This window comes from Arsenophonus endosymbiont of Apis mellifera (assembly GCF_903968575.1).
In the GTDB taxonomy this organism is placed as follows: domain Bacteria; phylum Pseudomonadota; class Gammaproteobacteria; order Enterobacterales; family Enterobacteriaceae; genus Arsenophonus; species Arsenophonus apicola.
Genome location: NZ_CAJCFU010000060.1, coordinates 1 through 18,108, shown reverse-complemented (window position 1 = coordinate 18,108; position 18,108 = coordinate 1). Strand labels below are relative to the sequence as shown.

19 protein-coding genes are annotated in these 18,108 nt (G+C 37.9%); 5 read left to right on the top strand and 14 right to left on the bottom strand.

Features of this window, described 5'->3' with window-relative positions:
- Positions 1-177: 177 nt before the first annotated feature.
- Complete coding sequence (locus H1X92_RS09180) at positions 178-1,176, top strand: 2-hydroxyacid dehydrogenase (RefSeq protein WP_180559856.1); 999 nt, start codon at positions 178-180, stop codon at positions 1,174-1,176.
- A gap of 299 nt (positions 1,177-1,475) precedes the next feature.
- On the opposite strand, the gene H1X92_RS09175 is transcribed toward H1X92_RS09180, so the two are convergent.
- Genes H1X92_RS09175 through H1X92_RS09155 form a run of 5 tightly spaced genes read right to left on the bottom strand, consistent with a single transcriptional unit; the run spans position 1,476 to position 4,514 of the window.
- Positions 1,476-1,928, bottom strand: a complete 453-nt coding sequence (locus H1X92_RS09175) for a GNAT family N-acetyltransferase (RefSeq protein WP_180559855.1) — start codon at positions 1,926-1,928, stop codon at positions 1,476-1,478.
- Positions 1,929-1,941: 13 nt separating this feature from the next.
- On the bottom strand, positions 1,942-2,373 hold the full coding sequence (locus H1X92_RS09170; RefSeq protein WP_180559854.1) for a YcgN family cysteine cluster protein: 432 nt from the start codon (positions 2,371-2,373) through the stop codon (positions 1,942-1,944).
- A 20-nt stretch (positions 2,374-2,393) separates the two neighbouring features.
- Positions 2,394-3,053, bottom strand: coding sequence for a fumarylacetoacetate hydrolase family protein (locus H1X92_RS09165; RefSeq protein WP_180559853.1), 660 nt, complete (start codon positions 3,051-3,053; stop codon positions 2,394-2,396).
- Positions 3,054-3,091: 38 nt separating this feature from the next.
- On the bottom strand, positions 3,092-4,174 hold the full coding sequence (locus H1X92_RS09160) for a lytic murein transglycosylase (RefSeq protein ID WP_180559852.1): 1,083 nt from the start codon (positions 4,172-4,174) through the stop codon (positions 3,092-3,094).
- Between the two features lie 37 nt (positions 4,175-4,211).
- Entirely contained in the window at positions 4,212-4,514 is a 303-nt protein-coding gene (locus tag H1X92_RS09155; protein ID WP_180559851.1) for a YcgL domain-containing protein, read from the bottom strand.
- A 134-nt stretch (positions 4,515-4,648) separates the two neighbouring features.
- Here H1X92_RS09155 and minC point away from each other — a divergent pair, with 134 nt between their 5' ends.
- From minC to minE, 3 genes are read left to right on the top strand one after another with little or no spacing between them, the layout of a single operon-like run.
- Positions 4,649-5,335: a septum site-determining protein MinC gene (gene minC / locus H1X92_RS09150; protein WP_180560071.1), complete on the top strand. Its 687-nt coding sequence runs from the start codon at positions 4,649-4,651 to the stop codon at positions 5,333-5,335.
- A gap of 22 nt (positions 5,336-5,357) precedes the next feature.
- Positions 5,358-6,170: a septum site-determining protein MinD gene (gene minD, locus H1X92_RS09145; protein WP_180559850.1), complete on the top strand. Its 813-nt coding sequence runs from the start codon at positions 5,358-5,360 to the stop codon at positions 6,168-6,170.
- 3 nt (positions 6,171-6,173) lie between these two features.
- Complete coding sequence (minE, locus tag H1X92_RS09140) at positions 6,174-6,443, top strand: cell division topological specificity factor MinE (protein ID WP_180559849.1); 270 nt, start codon at positions 6,174-6,176, stop codon at positions 6,441-6,443.
- A gap of 278 nt (positions 6,444-6,721) precedes the next feature.
- Here minE and H1X92_RS09135 read toward each other — a convergent pair whose 3' ends face one another.
- The 7 genes from H1X92_RS09135 to H1X92_RS09105 form a co-directional block, all read right to left on the bottom strand.
- Positions 6,722-7,078 (bottom strand): hypothetical protein, encoded by a 357-nt coding sequence (locus H1X92_RS09135; protein ID WP_180559848.1) that lies wholly within the window; start codon positions 7,076-7,078, stop codon positions 6,722-6,724.
- A gap of 10 nt (positions 7,079-7,088) precedes the next feature.
- Positions 7,089-7,793: a two-partner secretion domain-containing protein gene (locus H1X92_RS09130; protein WP_180559847.1), complete on the bottom strand. Its 705-nt coding sequence runs from the start codon at positions 7,791-7,793 to the stop codon at positions 7,089-7,091.
- A gap of 160 nt (positions 7,794-7,953) precedes the next feature.
- On the bottom strand, positions 7,954-9,078 hold the full coding sequence (gene rnd, locus H1X92_RS09125; protein WP_180559846.1) for a ribonuclease D: 1,125 nt from the start codon (positions 9,076-9,078) through the stop codon (positions 7,954-7,956).
- Positions 9,079-9,158: 80 nt separating this feature from the next.
- Positions 9,159-10,880 carry a long-chain-fatty-acid--CoA ligase FadD gene (gene fadD, locus H1X92_RS09120; protein ID WP_180559845.1) on the bottom strand — a complete coding sequence of 574 codons (1,722 nt, stop codon included), beginning with the start codon at positions 10,878-10,880 and terminating at the stop codon, positions 9,159-9,161.
- Between the two features lie 391 nt (positions 10,881-11,271).
- The gene (locus H1X92_RS09115; RefSeq protein WP_180559844.1) at positions 11,272-11,874 is read right to left on the bottom strand and encodes a Slp family lipoprotein; all 603 of its coding nucleotides are present in this window, start codon (positions 11,872-11,874) and stop codon (positions 11,272-11,274) included.
- 40 nt (positions 11,875-11,914) lie between these two features.
- Positions 11,915-12,610: a tRNA (adenosine(37)-N6)-threonylcarbamoyltransferase complex dimerization subunit type 1 TsaB gene (tsaB, locus tag H1X92_RS09110; protein WP_180559843.1), complete on the bottom strand. Its 696-nt coding sequence runs from the start codon at positions 12,608-12,610 to the stop codon at positions 11,915-11,917.
- A 110-nt stretch (positions 12,611-12,720) separates the two neighbouring features.
- The gene (locus tag H1X92_RS09105; RefSeq protein WP_180559842.1) at positions 12,721-14,634 is read right to left on the bottom strand and encodes an ATP-dependent DNA helicase; all 1,914 of its coding nucleotides are present in this window, start codon (positions 14,632-14,634) and stop codon (positions 12,721-12,723) included.
- A 173-nt stretch (positions 14,635-14,807) separates the two neighbouring features.
- On the opposite strand from H1X92_RS09105, the gene H1X92_RS09100 reads away from it, so the two are divergent.
- Positions 14,808-15,158 carry a RidA family protein gene (locus tag H1X92_RS09100; RefSeq protein WP_180560070.1) on the top strand — a complete coding sequence of 117 codons (351 nt, stop codon included), beginning with the start codon at positions 14,808-14,810 and terminating at the stop codon, positions 15,156-15,158.
- 168 nt (positions 15,159-15,326) lie between these two features.
- Here H1X92_RS09100 and H1X92_RS09095 read toward each other — a convergent pair whose 3' ends face one another.
- Together H1X92_RS09095 and H1X92_RS09090 are read right to left on the bottom strand one after the other, a co-directional pair.
- Positions 15,327-16,610: a M10 family metallopeptidase C-terminal domain-containing protein gene (locus tag H1X92_RS09095; RefSeq protein ID WP_180559841.1), complete on the bottom strand. Its 1,284-nt coding sequence runs from the start codon at positions 16,608-16,610 to the stop codon at positions 15,327-15,329.
- A 459-nt stretch (positions 16,611-17,069) separates the two neighbouring features.
- Positions 17,070-17,219: a hypothetical protein gene (locus tag H1X92_RS09090; RefSeq protein ID WP_180559840.1), complete on the bottom strand. Its 150-nt coding sequence runs from the start codon at positions 17,217-17,219 to the stop codon at positions 17,070-17,072.
- Between the last annotated feature and the right edge of the window lie 889 nt (positions 17,220-18,108).

Below are 18,108 nucleotides of genomic sequence, written 5' to 3'. Positions count from 1 at the left end.
TAATGGAATTTTGATATTCATCCATCATATTGATACTTGATCACTTGCACTAGCGATAATATCAACAATTTTTTATCCATCAATTCATATTATCCACTATTTGTGCCATTCTATTAACAGCCAGCACATTATCGCTACAGGTACAAAAGTTATACTCATTTTATATTGGAGCCTGCAATGAAAGTCGTTTCTTATAGTACAAAACAATACGACCGCATCCATTTCGATCAAATCAACAAACAGGGTAATTTTAATTTTGATATTGAATACTTTGATTTTCCACTCACACCACAAACCGCTAAAAATGCCGCTGGCGCTGATGCTGTTTGTATATTTGTTAATGATGATGCCAGTCTCGCAGTACTGAAAGAGCTGGCAAAGCTGGAAATCAAAATTTTAGCTTTACGTTGTGCCGGATTTAATAATGTCGATTTAGCGGCAGCAAAAAAACTGGGGATTCAAGTTGTGCGCGTACCCGCTTATTCTCCCGAGGCAGTTGCTGAACATACAGTGGGTTTAATGCTTTGTTTGAATAGACGTATTCATCGTGCATACCAACGTACTCGGGATGCCAATTTTTCACTGGAAGGATTAACCGGTTTTAACATGCATAATCGTACCGCTGGTATTATCGGTACAGGTAAAATAGGTTTAGCAACATTACGTATTCTTAAGGGTTTTGGTATGAAATTACTGGCTTATGATCCCTATCCAAGTGAGGCAGCATTAGAGCTTGGTGCTAAGTATGTTGATTTAGATACTTTATTAAAGCATTCAGATATCATTAGCCTCCACTGTCCATTAACCAAGGAAAATCATCATTTACTTAACGAGCAGTCTTTCAATAAAATGAAAGACGGGGTTATGGTGATCAATACCAGCCGTGGGGGCTTAATTGATTCTAATGCTGCCATTGAAGCACTAAAAAAACAAAAAGTTGGCGCCTTAGGTATGGATGTATACGAAAACGAACGTGAACTATTTTTCGAAGATAAATCGAATGATGTGATCCAGGATGATGTTTTTCGCCGTTTATCTGCCTGCCATAACGTTCTATTCACTGGTCATCAAGCTTTTTTAACCGAAGAAGCGCTCAATAATATTAGCGAAACAACCCTACAAAATATTAAACAGATCGCTCAAGGAAAGCCGTGTGCTAATGAAATTGAAGGTTAATTCTTAACATTACATCAATATTTATTAATACGATTTCTATTAGGTTATTGCCATGAGTGTTTTATAGCACTCATAGCAAAACTATGGCTGGTCAACCTATGGATAGTCCAAGGTGCCAAATACCATCAGCAATCGCTGATAACCTAATTCTTGCCTTTATACACTAGTAATCGTAACTACCATAATTGATAATTAATTTTTATTTAATTGAGCGAATTAGCAGCATTAACTGCTGTCACAGCAATCCTGTTGGCGCTGTAAATTTGAGGGTTATTAACTAGATAAAGAGATTGAAAATATTAATCAATCAACTTTTCAAATCGTATTTCTCCATTTTGTAAATTCTCAACCGGCAACCAACCCAGTTTTTGATAAAAACCGCAGGCACGGCTTGCCGCATCAGTCGTTAACCAAATTTTTTTATGTTGTTGAAAAAGAAATGTTTCAGCTTTGGTCAATAAAGTTTTACCAAAACCTTGCCCGGCAAACTCCGGACGAACAAATAAAGCAAAAATACTGCCTTGCTGCCTATTGGCCATAGAAAAGCCGATAGGATTGCCAGCCATTTCAGCAATCCAAGCACAAGGAGCCGCCAGCAAAATATCGCGTAATGTATCAGGCGTAATTCCTTTATCAATAAGTTGTTTTCTGGAAAGGTGATTTTCTTTTACGCTGGTTCGAATAGCAAAAAGTGACGCAATATCATTAACATTAGCTAATCTTACAAATTGCTCTAAATTATGGTTTGTCATTTTTTCTCTAACATCAAATGGTATTAATAATATGATCTTCCCAATCCATTACTTCAATTTCTCTAACCGCAATATGCCGAACAGAAATTTTAGCCTGATGCATAGCTAATTTTGAACCGGTTTTTAATGGATGCCAGGCTGGCAGCGATTTTCCTTCCGCAATTAAACGATAGGCACAAGTGAGCGGTAACCAACGAAAAGTTGCCAAATTATCCCGTGTTAGTTTGATACAATCCGGTTCATAACGAAATCTTTCTGCATAGTGTTTACACTGACAGGTTTTAAGATCTAATTGATCACATGCCACGTTGGTGAAGTAAATTTCATCGCTATCTGCATCAAGCAATTTATGCATACAACATTGCCCACAACCGTCACATAATGATTCCCACTCTTCATCGGTCATCTGTTCTAAGGTTTTGCGCTGCCAAAAAGGTTGAGACATATAAAATAAAAATCCTCTTATTAGATAACACGTGTTTTTAATACACGATCGTTTAAATGAAGGGTAAGTTCGTCATTAACTTTTAGCGGGCCGACCCCTTTAGGTGTGCCAGTCAAAATAACATCACCTGGGCGTAAAGTAAAAAAACGCGATATATAACTGATCAACGGTAATATGGTTGTCAGCATATCGGCAGTATTGCCTTCCTGTCGTATTTCGTTATTAACCAATAAACTTAAACACGCTTTTTGAGGGTCACCGAACTCATGAGCAGCAATAAATCCAGATATTGGGCAAGCACCATCAAAAGCTTTAGATTTTTCCCATGGCTGACCCGATGCTTTTAATGTTTGCTGTAAATCACGTAAGGTCAAGTCAAGTGCTACCGCAAACCCTTTAATTGCTGTTTTAATTCTCTCTTGATCATTTTCTTGTTTTAATGTTGTACCAATTAAAACAGCTAACTCGATTTCATGATGCACTGTCCCTAGTCCTTTTGGCAGTAAAATAGGCTGAGTAATATCACAAAGCGCGGTTTCCGGCTTAATGAAAATGACCGGCTTTTTATGCTGCTTTCCGCTCATTTCTTGTACATGTTCGGCATAATTACTACCAACACAAACCACTTTATTAGCGGATACATCAAGTAAAGCTCCCTGCCAATCATGATGCTGATACATAGACTTACTCCTATTTATAGTTCGCTATACTCAATTTATTAGATTTGTTGAGCAATACCGTCAGCCATTAAACAGACTGACAATGAAAAATAGTAAGAACGATTCCAGTGCATGATAGTGCGAAAATTATCCGTCACCAAATAGCTCCTGCCTTGCGGATCTTTTGGCATAATTAACCAAGTCTGGGTCGTTAACGCCAAATTAGCCATCACAGGAACTTCTACGCCAAGTTTTTTCCATTGTTCAACGGATTTTCCTTTTTTATTCACCCCCGCCAAGCCAACATTAAAACCTATTGGTAACTTAACCTGTGTCCCCCAAGGTAAAGAGGTTTGCCAGCCTTCATACCTGAGGTAATTAGCAATTGAAGCAAAAACATCTGCTTTATTGTGCCAGATATCAATCTGGCCGTTACCACTACCATCTATAGCATATTGTAGATAAGAAGTTGGCATAAACTGAGTTTGTCCCATTGCTCCAGCCCAAGAGCCTTTTAAACGACGGTTTTTTGGCACAGAGCCATTATCCATAATTTTGAGTGCAGCCATCAGTTGTTTACTAAAAAAACGTTCTCGGCGGCCATCAAAAGACAAAGTGACTAACGCGAAAATCACATCTTCTTGACCTTGAATTTCACCAAATTTACTCTCTAATCCCCAAAGCGCAACAATATATTGTACAGGAATGCCAAACCGCTTACTGGTTATATCCAATTGATGTCTATTAATATGGTATTGCTGTATTGCCATGCTAACACGTGATGGTGGTAAAACTTTTTGTAAGTAATTTTCTAAATTGACGTTAGCACGTCTTTCCGGTTGTCCGCGATCGGCAGCCACGATTCGCTGAACAAAATAAATATTGGCGAAAGCTCGTGTAATCGTTGCTTCGCTTATTCCGCGTTGCCTTGCCATGTGCTTTAAATAGGCAACATAAGCTGGAAATTGAGCCAGGCTACGTTTTTTATGCGGGAATGCCTTACTTAAAGAAATTTCACTGGATAGCGCAGCTATTGCTTGCGGTACTGATATTAATAAAACCACGTTAGGCAGCATTGCTATAAGCAAATTACCTATCAATAAGAAACTACCAATAACTGCATAAATAAGTTTGAGTCTCATACAGATAATCCTCAAAAATTTTTAAGTCAGTATTATCTTATTTTTGCTCTGCCAGTAGTTGAGTTTCCAATTTATCAATCAGGTAGCAATAATTTTCCATTATACTTTCAACCGGAGGAGGAAACTGGAGATAATAACCAACCTCAATGAGCTCCCTTTTAACTTTATCAATATCAGCATTGGCTAATTTTTTTCGTTTCGTCAAACAGAGGGCCATGACAAATCGCGGAGTACCAAATTGCTGTAATAATGGTTTAGGAACTCGTGAAAAATTATCTTTTTTTTCTACATAAAGATAAGTTTGTTCTCTTTTTGCACTACAATAAACTACACAAAACATTCAATTTAGCTCTTTTTTATTAACATGTTTGACTTGCCTGACTAACTAAGTAACTATAACATAATATTGTGTTTCCTAATATCATCATCCAAAATTCCACTATGGGTCAGTTCAATATGCTGAGTCGAATGCAGATGGCACAATCATCAATCGAACTAAAAGGCAGTAGCTTCACTCTAACCGTTCTTCATATTCATAATGAAGATCCGCAAGCTATTAAAAAAGCAATTCAGGAAAAAATTGACCAAGCGCCTGAGTTTTTGAAAAATGCCCCTGTTGTTTTCAATGTCACTGGTCTATTAGATGCAAATACAATTTTATCTTGCTATAAAATTATTAGTGAGGCAGGTTTAAAGATAGTCGGTGTCAGTGGATGTACCAATACCAAATTGCGCCAAGCTATTACTGATATTGGTCTACCTTTACTTAGTGAAGGTCAAAATCAAAAAACACAAAATAAAAAAACTGCCAATATAGCTGCCACTGAACATGGCAAGACCCGTATTATTACCACCCACGTTCGTTCAGGGCAACGCATATATGCGGCTAATTGTGATTTGATTGTTAACGCTAATGTTAGTGCTGGTGCTGAATTGATCGCTGATGGCAATATACATATTTATGGAATGATGCGCGGTAGAGTACTTGCCGGCGCATCTGGCGATAATAATTGTCAAATTTACTGTACCCACTTACAAGCTGAACTAGTATCTATTGCTGGCCAATTTTGGTTAAGTGAACAAATTCCTGCTGATTTTATCGGGAAAGCAGCTAGACTTTGTTTGGTAAATAATGAATTGACGATTGATAATATCATTTAGACCTTATTACAGGAATGACTCCATGGCACGCATTATTGTTGTAACCTCGGGTAAAGGTGGCGTAGGTAAAACCACATCCAGCGCAGCCATTGCTACCGGTCTGGCCCAAAGAGGAAAAAAAACCGTTGTGATCGATTTTGATATTGGTCTACGTAACCTCGATTTAATTATGGGATGCGAACGCCGGGTAGTGTATGATTTTGTAAATGTGATCCAAGGTGATGCCACGCTCAATCAAGCACTTATTAAAGATAAAAGGACTGAAAATCTTCATATACTTCCAGCTTCACAAACGCGTGATAAAGATGCATTAACACGCGAAGGCGTCGAAAAAGTGCTAAATGGACTGAAAAAATTAGATTTCGAATTCATTATCTGCGATTCGCCCGCAGGCATCGAAAGTGGTGCATTGATGGCACTTTACTTCGCCGATGAAGCAATTATTACCACCAACCCTGAAGTCTCTTCTGTACGTGATTCAGATCGCATTCTTGGTATTATCGCTTCTAAATCACGCCGTGCAGAACGTGGCGAAGAACCCATCAAGGAGCAACTTTTGCTTACCCGTTATAATCCCGGTCGTGTCACCCATGGTGATATGCTGAGTATGGAAGACGTACTGGAAATTCTATGTATCCCACTTATTGGTGTGATCCCTGAAGATCAATCCGTTCTACGTTCTTCTAACCAAGGAGAACCTGTTATTCTTGATCCTAAATCCGATGCAGGCAAAGCATACAGTGACTGTGTTGACCGAATTTTAGGTAAAAACCGCCCTATTCGTTTTATTGAAGAAGAAAAAAAAGGCTTCTTAAAGCGCTTGTTTGGAGGATAGAACATGGCCTTATTAGATTTTTTCCTGTCGAAAAAAAAATCAACGGCCAATATTGCCAAGGAAAGGCTACAAATTATTGTTGCCGAACGCCGACGTAATGACAGTGGACCGGCTTACCTACCTGCAATGAAACGTGATATTTTAAAGGTTATCTGCAAATATGTCCAAATTGATCCGGAAATGCTCACGGTACAATTTGAGCAAAAAGATGATGATATCTCGGTTTTAGAGTTAAATGTAACTTTACCGGAAATGGACGAAAAAACAAAATAGCCAGTTTTTAACACCAAAGTGCCCATCAATAGTGATGGGCTAATGCGATAAGAATTAATATTAATATGCAGTTTTGTTATTAAATATGATCCAATATCTAAAGTAATTTTGCCAACTTGGCTTGATTCGGGGGAGATAAATATATCATTGGTCATTAGAAGCATTATTCCCATTATAAGATGATAGGGAATAAATTTTAGAGCCATTTAAATGAATTATTTTAATACCGTAAATGTTTTATAATAATTGATTAAATTCTATCTAATTAATTAAAATAACTATCGACATTTTTTATATTCAATGTAAAATCGCCCATTTTGTTTGTTTTCTATTAGATTATGATCCATATAATATAGATCATCAAAGGTATTAGTAAAAATATTTCCTGTATTAATATAACTAGAATCTTTTGAGCCATAAACATCAAAATAGAATAATCCCTTATTATTGATTGTACCATGATTATTAAATGAACCCATAGATATGTACATACTTATGTTTTTTGCATTAATAACACTGTTTTCTTGATTATTAAATTCAGCACCTTTGAAAGAATATATAAATGGGACATAGTGACCAAAGTTGACATGCGCCATTTTATCATCAATATTGTTATAATCAATTGCAAGTGGCATATTACTAATTCTATAAACTATTTTTATCAGCCATTAAGCTAGTTTTACTGACAGTAGTATACTTACTTGCCACAATATTAACCGTATCAACATTAGTAAGAGGTATATTACCTGAAAAAGTCACCGCTTTATTTTTCGCTGGACTGATGATCGCATTATTTTCATTATTATAAGCAATATTACCGGCCAGTAAGGTTAAATTATTTGTGCGAGTAAATCCACAGGCCGAACATTCAATGCCATTAGGATTAGCAACAATAAGCACTGCTTTTTTGCCTAATATGCCCAATTTACCCGCAAGCTTGCTAGCCTTAGTATCATTCACCTCGGTAATAATCACTGAGGCAGGATTAGCTAAGTTGAGATTATTCAAATAAACGCCTAATTCACCAATATCCATTTGTTTAAATACCGTATGTGATATCCTTTTATCATTAGCCTTATTAATATTAATAACGGGTTTATAGCCATTACGTTTATTCGGTGCCAGGTTATTTATTTCACTATAGACTTCATAACTAATAATACTTGCTGTCAAATTTTTCTTATTATCTTTATCAATAATAATATTAGTTCCCAACTTATTATGATATTCATTAGTCCCCTTTAATCGTCGATCTTCAGTATTTACTTGCTGTGGTGGAAAAGATATATCATTAGCATAACCAGAAAAAGATGAGGTTATAAGCGATAAAAATATTAATTTCCTTTTCATTTTATTCTCCTTAATAAAATAATATTGTTTTTAACAATAACAATTAGATCACTTTAATTAAAAAGAAAGAAGATACATATAAAATATATCTTAAAATAAATGACTTTAAATAGATAAGGCATAACCATGCTATAATTTATTCTAAGCCAGAATAAATTAACTAAGGATATAGTTCTAATAACTTTTTTAAAGGATTATTCAGCAGCTGTCCACGCCATCCAGCAAGCAGATCTGGTGTATTATGGCTCTTTTTTAATCCCCAATGAACGGCCAATAACTGATTAATTTGACGCCGTGAGGCTAACAACTCACTATTCAATTTTTGTTGCTCACCAACTTGTTTGGTTAATTCTTTAATGGCCTTAAACGCTTCTCGATATTTAGGGTGATCGATAAGATGATAAAGTGGCGCTGGACACGCTTTTTCTTCCAGGTCATAACACTTGCTAACGATTCGCAATAGTTCCTGCCCATGACAACGGATCTCCTGTCCAGTTAACCCTATTGTCTGTAGTTCCGCTGAAGAATTAGGTAAGTAACGCGCTATTTTCCACAGATGCTCTTCTCTAACAACAAAATTAACCGCCAAATCACGTCGACGAGCCTGGTTAAGCCGCCAGGCAGCTAATTGTTTAAGACAGGCCAGCTGTTGAGCGCGCAGTTGCCAACTATTTTTGATACTTTTATATGCATCTTCCGGGGTTAATATCTCTTGCCGACGTAGTAAAATACGCTGGCATTCATCAGTTGCAGCCGGTAGATAACCTAATGTGTCAATAAGCTGTTGTAGTTTTTCAGCTAAAGGTAATAAAAAAAACACATCAGCGGCCGCATATTGACACTGTTTATCACTCAATGGCCGAACAAGCCAGTCTGTCCGTGACTCACTCTTATCTAATGCAATAGTCAAATATTCATTTACTAAGCTAGCAAACCCGGTTGAAATTGGATGGCCAACAAATGCCGCCATAATCTGTGTATCTAACATCGGCTGGGGAACACAAGCCAAATGATGAAAAAATACTTCTATGTCCTCACTACCCGCATGTAAGATTTTAGTAACTTTGCCATCGGTTAATAAATTTTTAAATGGATCCAAATTAGTAATGGCAATAGGATCAATTAATGAAACTTGCTCACCATCATATAACTGAATAAGACCAAGCTGTGGATAGTAAGTTTTTACCCGAACAAATTCTGTATCAAGTGCTATTTTGTTAGCTTTCGATGCTGCTTGACAAACTTCTTTAAGTTGAGCATCTGTCGTAATCAACTGATAATTCAAAACATCTTCTCTTTATGATTATTTTTTACAACACCGGTTTAGCTCACCAGCAACCGATGTTGTTTATTTGATTAGTTAAATTAACGTTCTAATGGCTGTGTTACTTGATGATTTTCTGAGGAATTTTTATATTTTTTCTGCTCTTCTTCTCTTAATTGTCGCCTTAGTATTTTACCTACATTCGATTTGGGTAATTCAGTACTACGAAATTCAAAAAATTTAGGTACCTTATAGGCAGTCAAATATTGACGACAATAAATTTTTAAATCATCGGCAGTCAAATTCGGATCACTTGATACCACAAAGACCTTTACTGCTTCACCTGTATGTTCATCTACCACGCCAATGGCTGCATTTTCAATGACCTTTGGATGATTAGAGATAACTTCTTCAATTTCACTCGGATAAACATTAAAACCAGAAACCAAGATCATATCTTTTTTGCGATCAACAATTTTAATAAAACCTTTTTCATCAATTGTCGCAATATCACCGGTCGCTAACCAACCATCCTGCAGCACTTCGTTAGTCATAATGGGGGTGCGCCAGTAACCCTTCATGACTTGAGGACCTCGTACCAATATCTCGCCTGGCTGGCCTATTGCAACTTCATTACCCTTGTCATCAACAAACTTAACATCAGTTGAAGGCATAGGAAAGCCAATACTACCATTATATCGCTTTAAATTGTATGGATTGACCGTTACTAATGGTGAGCACTCAGTTAAACCATAACCCTCCAGTAAACACTTACCCGTTATTTGTTGCCACTCTTCTGCTACTGCCTTATGTACCGGCATTCCACCACCAATAGAAACATGCAAATGAGAAAAATCAAGCTTTCTAAATTCTTCATTACTTAACCAGGCATTAAATAATGTATTAACGCCTGTAATACCTGTAAAAGGATAGCGAGCAAGTTCTTTAACGGTTGCTGGAATATCTCGTGGATTAGTGATCAATAAATTTGTACCGCCAATCTTTACAAACAATAAACAATTTACGGTTAAGGCAAAAATATGATATAGCGGCAACGCCGTCACAATAATTTCTTTACCTAACTGCATAGCCGGCAGGTAAGTTGCTTTGCCCTGCTCAACATTTGCCAACATATTATAATGGGTAAGCATTGCCCCTTTCGCTGCACCCGTGGTTCCGCCGGTATACTGGAGAAAAGCTAAATCTTCACCAGAAATTTCGGGCTTCACATATTGCATACGATAGCCCAATTGCATAACACGGCGAAAAGAGATCGCTTGTGGCAAATAATATTTAGGTACCAAACGTTTTATATATTTAACAACAAAATCAACAATTGTTGCTTTTGACCGAGAAAGTTGATCGCCTAAACGGGTTAGAATAACATGTTTAATTTGCGTATTAAAAACTACTTTCTCTAACGTATGGGCAAAATTTGATACAATAACAATTGCAATGGCTTCACTATCATTGAGCTGATGTTCTAATTCTCTTGGGGTATAAAGCGGATTAACATTAACAACAACCATTCCTGCACGTAAAATACCAAAAAGTGCAACCGGATACTGTAATAAATTGGGTAGCATAAGCGCTACCCGATCGCCTTTTTGCAGACCGAGACCATTTTGTAAATAGGCCGCAAACGCTCGACTACGTTCTTCCAATTTACGATAGGTCATTATTTCACCCATATTAATAAAAGCTGGGCGATCAGCATATTGCGTAACCATATTCTCTAATAAGTCTGCTAATGATGTTTCCGATACCGGTTCTATTTCTGCCGGAACATCAGATGGATAATTTTTTAGCCAGATTTTTTCCACTGTAATACTCCTGATTTGAAACTAAGTGAAGTACCGACAAAAATTAATTTGTTAACAAAATACTAACTCAGCATACTAGTTTGAGAACCGTTCTATGTTAATGCTGAGATATGTATCACTATTTAATTTCAAATCTCGAATAAGTTTAAACTAAGCTAACTTATCAACTGCTATGTTTTGATTAGTTTTCAAATAATTATAAAGGTTAGCAAAATAATTATATATAATATTAATTATAAACTGCTCTGCTTTTGCTCGAAAAAGCTAGCTGCCTTTTATCATTTTAATGCACAACCACTCTTTATAGCACGGCATAATTTTGCTCAGCATAAAAATTAATCAGGGTAAATATTTTGCCATATTTACCCTGCCTAATTGATAAAAATAACAATTATTCGGTTAGATAAGTGCGTATTTCAGCCTCACCAACAGGATAACCCCAAGGACCCCAATTCCAATAATAAGGCGAATTAGGATAATTTGGATACCATGGCGATCCATATCCCCAACCTGAAGGTGGTAATACAACTGATTGCATTTGATTCCAGCGTTGATAACCTGATACTGCAATTTTGACATACTGATAGGAAACTAAATCAATTTTTCCAGCTTCAATGCCAGTAATAGTTCCAACGACCGTAATATAGCGCCCGTTAAAATCGGATGGCTCTAAAAAACGACCGATATATGCATATATACGTCCAACCGATGGTGTATTTAATCTTGGTGCCGCGTCATATTTACTCAATGGCATTACTGCAATCTCAAGCCGAGTTTGGTTGTTACTATTTAAAACTGAGATCACCTTACCGCCAAAGCGCCCTTCTTGACCAATATAAAGCTCAGGAGCCTCGCGCACTGCTGATAAATTTTCAACTGGTGTTTGCGTGCTTCCTTTAATTGAAGCAGGAATTGATACACACCCAGTTAATAAAACAACACCAGCCAACAGAGCAACCTTTGTGGCAACCTGGTAGTTTAACTTTATTTTCATCAACCACCTCTTAAAACGGCATAATAATTTAAAACAACTATCAACGACCGGGTAACTTTTTCCAACTAACTTCATTACGTAAATAAACCGGCTGGGCTTCTTCAACCTGAACTGTTTTACCTTTTTGCCACGCTTGTAAGGCTAAAAGCAACATATCTTGCGCATCAGGTAAACAAATACCACTTTCCAATATATTTAAATTTGTCATTCTTAATATAGGATAGGCTGACCAACCTGTCCCGGCAATAGCCCACTGCCCACTTAAGCTATTTATTTTGGCTAAAAACTGTTCTGGTTTTAGTACCGCTTCCGTCTCTTCGCCTTGCCAATCACCATCTGGTTTAAGTTCATAGCAAGCAGAATAAATTTCTCCCATTCTTGCATCTATCGCTACCAATACTTTTTTTGCCCCTGATTGACGATAAGCGCCTTGCGCCATAGTTAATAAAGAAGAAATACCTACCATAGGCAAATCAGCCCCAAAGGCCAAACCCTGAGCAATACCTACCGCAATCCGGACACCGGTAAAACTACCTGGCCCACGGCCAAAAGCTAAAACATCGATATCTCGTAAATCCAGATGTGCATCAATGAGACACTGTTCTACCATTGGCAATATTTTTCTGGTGTGTTCCCGCGGTGAAACGGCAAATTGAGTAAAAATTTCACCATCGTTCCACAGTGCGACAGAACACGCTTCAGTGGCCGTATCAATCGCTAATATATGGGTTGCCATACTTTATATCCTGGCTATTTTCATGACTAAATAATTGCTAATACTAACATATTTTGTTGAATAAAATGGTGTTAGCAAGAAAAAAGCTATATGTTAATGGCACTATTTATTTAATTAGTTGATGGCGCTTTTGCTAAAAAGTTAATTGCCGCTTGCAAACTACGCGTTCTAGGCGAGGGTGGTAAACTATTCAAAAAAATTTCACCATAAGGTCGCGATACTAATCGGTTATCACAAATAATAATCACTCCAGAATCATTAACATCACGTACTAGCCGGCCAATCCCTTGCTTTAAATTAAGCACCGCATCAGGTAATTGAACATCATAAAACGCATTGCCACCATGTAGTTGACAATCTTGCATACGCGCTCGCAATAATGGTTCATCTGGCGATGTGAAGGGTAATCTATCGATAATGACACAAGAGAGAGCGTCACCTTTAACATCAACCCCTTGCCAAAAACTGTTGGTGGCTATCAACAATGCATTACCTGCTGCGGTAAATTGGGTCAACAATCGGGCTTTACTGGTCTCTCCCTGCATCAAAACAGGTAAGCTCAAACATTCACGAAACATGGCTGTTAATTCACGCATCATGTTAAGTGAAGTACATAAAAAGAAACAACGCCCTTGATTATGCTCAATAACTGGCTTTAGCATAACAACTAATTGCTCAGCAAAGTCAGCCTGATTAATATCTGGCAAATAACGCGGCACACAAAGTAATGTTTGGCTCTGATAGTCAAATGGACTCGGTAAGATTAAACTATTGGCTTTTTCCAATCCTAAACGTTGGCTAAAATAGCTTAATTTATCACTGACTGCTAGTGTAGCAGAAGTAAAGATCCAGCTCCCTTTTTCCGTCGTTATCATGTCATGAAATTTATCCGCCACCGTTAAGGGGGTCAATGCTAATAAAAAATGACGGCCAAAACTTTCAAACCAATAACTAAAGCCGGGGATAGTTGTCTCTTTTAACCGATTTAAACGATTACGATAAGTTGTGGTTCGATCAAAAATAGCATCTAAAGCGGCAGAACGACCCAGCGACAGTTTTATCACTTCGTAGCTAAATTCCAACGCATCCTCAAGACGCTGCAACGCACTACTAACTGACTGTTGATTAAGTAATTGTTGTAAATCACCCCTAAATCCATTTTCACCTAATGTTAATCGAAAATCTAAAGTAGCCTGGCTAATACTATCAGCGCACTTTTGTAATTGTATCTGATCACGAATTTCCGTTCGATAAACTAGGATAATATCACGAGCAAGTTCAAATAATTGGCGGCTGCTAAGCTGTTGGCCAAAATATTGACTGGCAATATCAGGGATCTGATGCGCCTCATCAAAAATAATTACCTCTGATGTCGGAATTAACTCACCAAATCCAGTATCTTTTACGACCTTGTCCGCCATAAATAGATGATGATTAATAACCACCACATCGGCTTCTAACGCTTTTTTGCGTGACTTAAGTACAAAACAACGCTGATAATAGGGGCAATGGCTACCGATACAGTTATCATTAGTGCTGGTTACCAATGGCCAAACAGCGCTGTCCTCTGCTACCTGATGACAATTACTTATATCACCATCCTCAGTTTCTATTGCCCAACGACGTAGGCGTACAATCTCTGCAATCATTTCAGCAGCAAGTTGTTCTCCTGCTAATGTTTGCTGTTCAAGCCGCTCTAAACACAAATAATTAGCACGCCCTTTTAATAAAGCAACATGACCTGAGTAGGCTAAAGCAGCTTTAATAATCGGTAAATCACGATAATAAAGTTGATCCTGGAGAGTTTTTGAACCGGTTGAGATCACAACTTTTTTATTAGAACGTAAGGCCGGTACTAAATAAGCATAAGTTTTACCCGTTCCTGTACCTGCTTCAACCACAAGCGCCTGTTGAGATTGAATTGCCGTCGTAATAGCACGAGCCATTTCAATTTGCGCATCACGTGGTCGAAAGCCAGGTATGACATCAAACAGTGGGCCTTTAATAGAAAAATCGTCTAACACTTTAATCTCATTATTTAAATTAGCTAAAATATTTTACTGATGGCTAGGTTAGTGGTAATAAAAGCCCACTTAGCACTCTTCATTATTAAATAAATAAACGCATACCATGACAAAAAATAGATTTTAGTAGACAATATAGCAATGACTTTATGTTTAAAAAATCAGGAACAATGATGTCTATTCAATATATTGATCCAGAAAATCGCTGGTCAGAAGCTACTCTATTTAACAATATCCTCTATTACACTAGTGTTCCTGAAAATCTTGAGGGTGATATTCTTCAGCAAACAACCAGTGCTTTGCAGGCTATCGATAACATTTTAACCCGCGTCGGTTCAAATAAAAGCAATATCCTTGATGCAACTATCTTTCTCGCTGATAAAGCTGATTTGGCTGGCATGAACCAAGTCTGGGATAGCTGGGTTGTACCGGGTAAAGCGCCTGTTCGCTGTACAGTGCAAGCTATTTTAATGAATCCTAAATATAAAATTGAAATCAAAATTGTTGCCGCAATCGCGGACTAATAATTTTAAAAGCATTTAATAGAGCCGGCAAGCCGGCTCTGTTTGCTTGATAAAGATAAACCATCATGTTGTTAAATAGAGAAATAATTTTATCTTAGTTATGTTGATAAACAATAGAGTGAACAAGTTGCTAATAACCGACTTTTGCGCCTATAACAAATAAGCGCTCTATTGATGTAAGATAAAGTCAGTGAGAGGATTAATATAACCATAAACATCAATAGCGAAATCAGCTATATCATCATTATTTACAGTGAGTAGCACCCTACTCCATTGACTGCTAGGTTCGTAAGTGATTTTTATTTGTCCTGGTTGGCCGTTAAATTCATTAACAAAAGTAAGGGAACTTTGACCATTAGAGTTATCATACAACTTTTTATTCAGATAAGACAGGTCAATTTTATCTTCTCCTGTTTGAAAATCCATGATCCTATCAGATCCACTCAAGGTTGAATCTTCAAACGACAGATAAACAAAAGTATTTCTTTCTGCTGGGCCAGTTCTCAATGGTGAGGAATGCGTTTGCTGGTCACTATTTTCTACCTTATCAGTATAATAACTGTAAAACGAAGACGGATTGGCAGAACGATTATTCGTTGCTATCATCTGCCTTACTGTTTCATCTCTACCCCAAAGTATGTCTTGCCCTAAACCGCCATAAATAATATCTTCGCCAGCACCACCTTTAATTATATTATCGACACTATTACCAATTATAGTGTCTTGCCCATAACCACCGAGCGCGTTTTCAATAACCGTATTTTTAGCGATTGAGACATTCTTTATCCATCCACCCACATTTGAAAATGTACCCGAATTTAAATTAATAAGTTGCTGATGAGAGTAACCAGAAAAATCTAATGTATCATTACCACCTGCGTCCCATACCGAGAAAATACAACCGATACGTGGGTCGCTAATTGTGTACCAATCTTTATTGGTAGTTGAATTGAAGCCATAGACATCATCGCCAGTTCGTGTACGCATATTCGCGCCATACAGCGCTTGAGCCGCAGCAATATCATCGATAAGCGGCGCCGAAGCATAAGAACCATAAAAATAACCTCCAGTATTGTTTTCTGGCCAGTAACTCATGACACTAAATTGACGACTATCTTCTTCATATGGCGCGTTGTTTGCATAACCAAACTCTTCTTGGGCATTGGCATTCCAGCCAAGTGTCTGGGTTTGCTGATTAATTGATGCTGCATTGTAGTCACCCGGGTGGGAAAGCCCTATTGCATGACCTATTTCATGTACAAGTACTAATCTACCGTAATTTCCCGGATAAGGAGCTAAATTTTCATGATTTTGCGCATTAAACCAGCATTGCCCTGCAAGTGGCCCACTATCAGGTAAATAAGCAAATGCCTGACCTTTAATGCTGTGAAAATTACCAAAATTAATATTTGTTGTTTGCGTGGCATCTTCAGTAAAAGTGATATTAGCCACATCAGCCCAGCTATCCAGTGCAATTTTGCCTGCAACTGCTGGTATTCTGTTAGTTGGTAGTAAGCATTATAATACTCATGCCATCGGCTAAAAGAATAAGTAACCGCTGCGGCTTGCCCAATCTGATGCTCACTATTCCAGGTAGCATGTTGACGTATTATTTGTTGAGCGGCTTGATCGATATCATAAGAATCTTTCCACTTTTTGATTTTATCTTTGCCACGTATATTTTCACGCAAAGCATTATTTACCCATTGCGATAGATCTGAGACTTGAAAAGGTGGTAGGGATTGAGATGATGATGATGATGATGATGATGATATTAATACAGTCCCATTCTGTTTAAAATAGGTATGTGCCCCTTGGATTACCGTCATAATCATCCCCCCTTCAATAAATATTGAAAAAATAAATTATTTATTAAATTTATGCTTATTTTTTTATTTTTTCCAATTTTAGTTATATTTTCTCGATTTGTTGTAGGGTTGACGGCAAATTAATTCCTAACAACACATTGTTTTGCCGTTGACAATTACGACACTCAGGGAACAATTTAATATCAAATAACATAGTGACGGTACTAAGTAAATCAGCGACCTTTATTGTCAATGAACACCATATAAAGGTAGCTATTTTGATATATCATTACTCATTATTGCTCTGTATCAAGTCATCATCCCACCTCCTCACATAGAGTAATGAGGCAGGATATCTATTTCATTATCATCTAAAGTAAGAACAGAATTATTAGCCGTAGCCGGTGCAACAGTTGGTGTTGTATTCGCTAAGGTATTCAACGACGTATTCGAACCCGAATTCAGTGTGGTGTTCGAACCGGTATTCAGTGTGGTATTAGAACCGGTATTCAGTGTGGTATTCGAACCGGTACTCAGTGTGGTATTCGAACCAGTACTCAATGTGGTATTCGAACTAATTGTTAGTGTAGTATTTGAACTAGTTGTTAGTGGGATAACTGTTTCAGTTGGTTGACTAGCTGTCGTTACTGTCGGCTGTGTAACTACCGATCCGGTTGACGGTTTGGTGCCAGTTACTGCCGTATCCGTGATAACCGGCTCATCCGGTTGATTGGCTGTCGTTACGGTTGGTTGCNTGATNACNGATTNGGTTGNCGNCTTGGTGCCAGTTACTGTCGTATCCGCCACAACCGGTTCACCCGGTTGATTGGCTGTCGTTACGGTTGGTTGCGTGACCACCAATCCGGTTGCCGGCTTGGTGCCAGTTACTGCCGTATCCGTGATAACCGGCTCATCCGGTTGATTGGCTGTCGTTACGGTTGGTTGCNTGATNACNGATTNGGTTGNCGNCTTGGTGCCAGTTACTGTCGTATCCGCCACAACCGGTTCACCCGGTTGATTGGCTGTCGTTACGGTTGGTTGCGTGACCACCAATCCGGTTGCCGGCTTGGTGCCAGTTACTGCCGTATCCGTGATAACCGGCTCATCCGGTTGATTGGCTGTCGTTACGGTTGGTTGCGTGA

Coding starts and splice junctions, on each gene's coding strand:
- H1X92_RS09180 (WP_180559856.1), top strand. CDS start 178: ATGAAAGTCGTTTCTTATAGTACAAAACAATACGACCGCATCCATTTC.
- H1X92_RS09175 (WP_180559855.1), bottom strand. CDS start 1,928: ATGACAAACCATAATTTAGAGCAATTTGTAAGATTAGCTAATGTTAAT.
- H1X92_RS09170 (WP_180559854.1), bottom strand. CDS start 2,373: ATGTCTCAACCTTTTTGGCAGCGCAAAACCTTAGAACAGATGACCGAT.
- H1X92_RS09165 (WP_180559853.1), bottom strand. CDS start 3,053: ATGTATCAGCATCATGATTGGCAGGGAGCTTTACTTGATGTATCCGCT.
- H1X92_RS09160 (WP_180559852.1), bottom strand. CDS start 4,174: ATGAGACTCAAACTTATTTATGCAGTTATTGGTAGTTTCTTATTGATA.
- H1X92_RS09155 (WP_180559851.1), bottom strand. CDS start 4,514: ATGTTTTGTGTAGTTTATTGTAGTGCAAAAAGAGAACAAACTTATCTT.
- minC (WP_180560071.1), top strand. CDS start 4,649: ATGGCACAATCATCAATCGAACTAAAAGGCAGTAGCTTCACTCTAACC.
- minD (WP_180559850.1), top strand. CDS start 5,358: ATGGCACGCATTATTGTTGTAACCTCGGGTAAAGGTGGCGTAGGTAAA.
- minE (WP_180559849.1), top strand. CDS start 6,174: ATGGCCTTATTAGATTTTTTCCTGTCGAAAAAAAAATCAACGGCCAAT.
- H1X92_RS09135 (WP_180559848.1), bottom strand. CDS start 7,078: ATGCCACTTGCAATTGATTATAACAATATTGATGATAAAATGGCGCAT.
- H1X92_RS09130 (WP_180559847.1), bottom strand. CDS start 7,793: ATGAAAAGGAAATTAATATTTTTATCGCTTATAACCTCATCTTTTTCT.
- H1X92_RS09115 (WP_180559844.1), bottom strand. CDS start 11,874: ATGAAAATAAAGTTAAACTACCAGGTTGCCACAAAGGTTGCTCTGTTG.
- tsaB (WP_180559843.1), bottom strand. CDS start 12,610: ATGGCAACCCATATATTAGCGATTGATACGGCCACTGAAGCGTGTTCT.
- H1X92_RS09100 (WP_180560070.1), top strand. CDS start 14,808: ATGTCTATTCAATATATTGATCCAGAAAATCGCTGGTCAGAAGCTACT.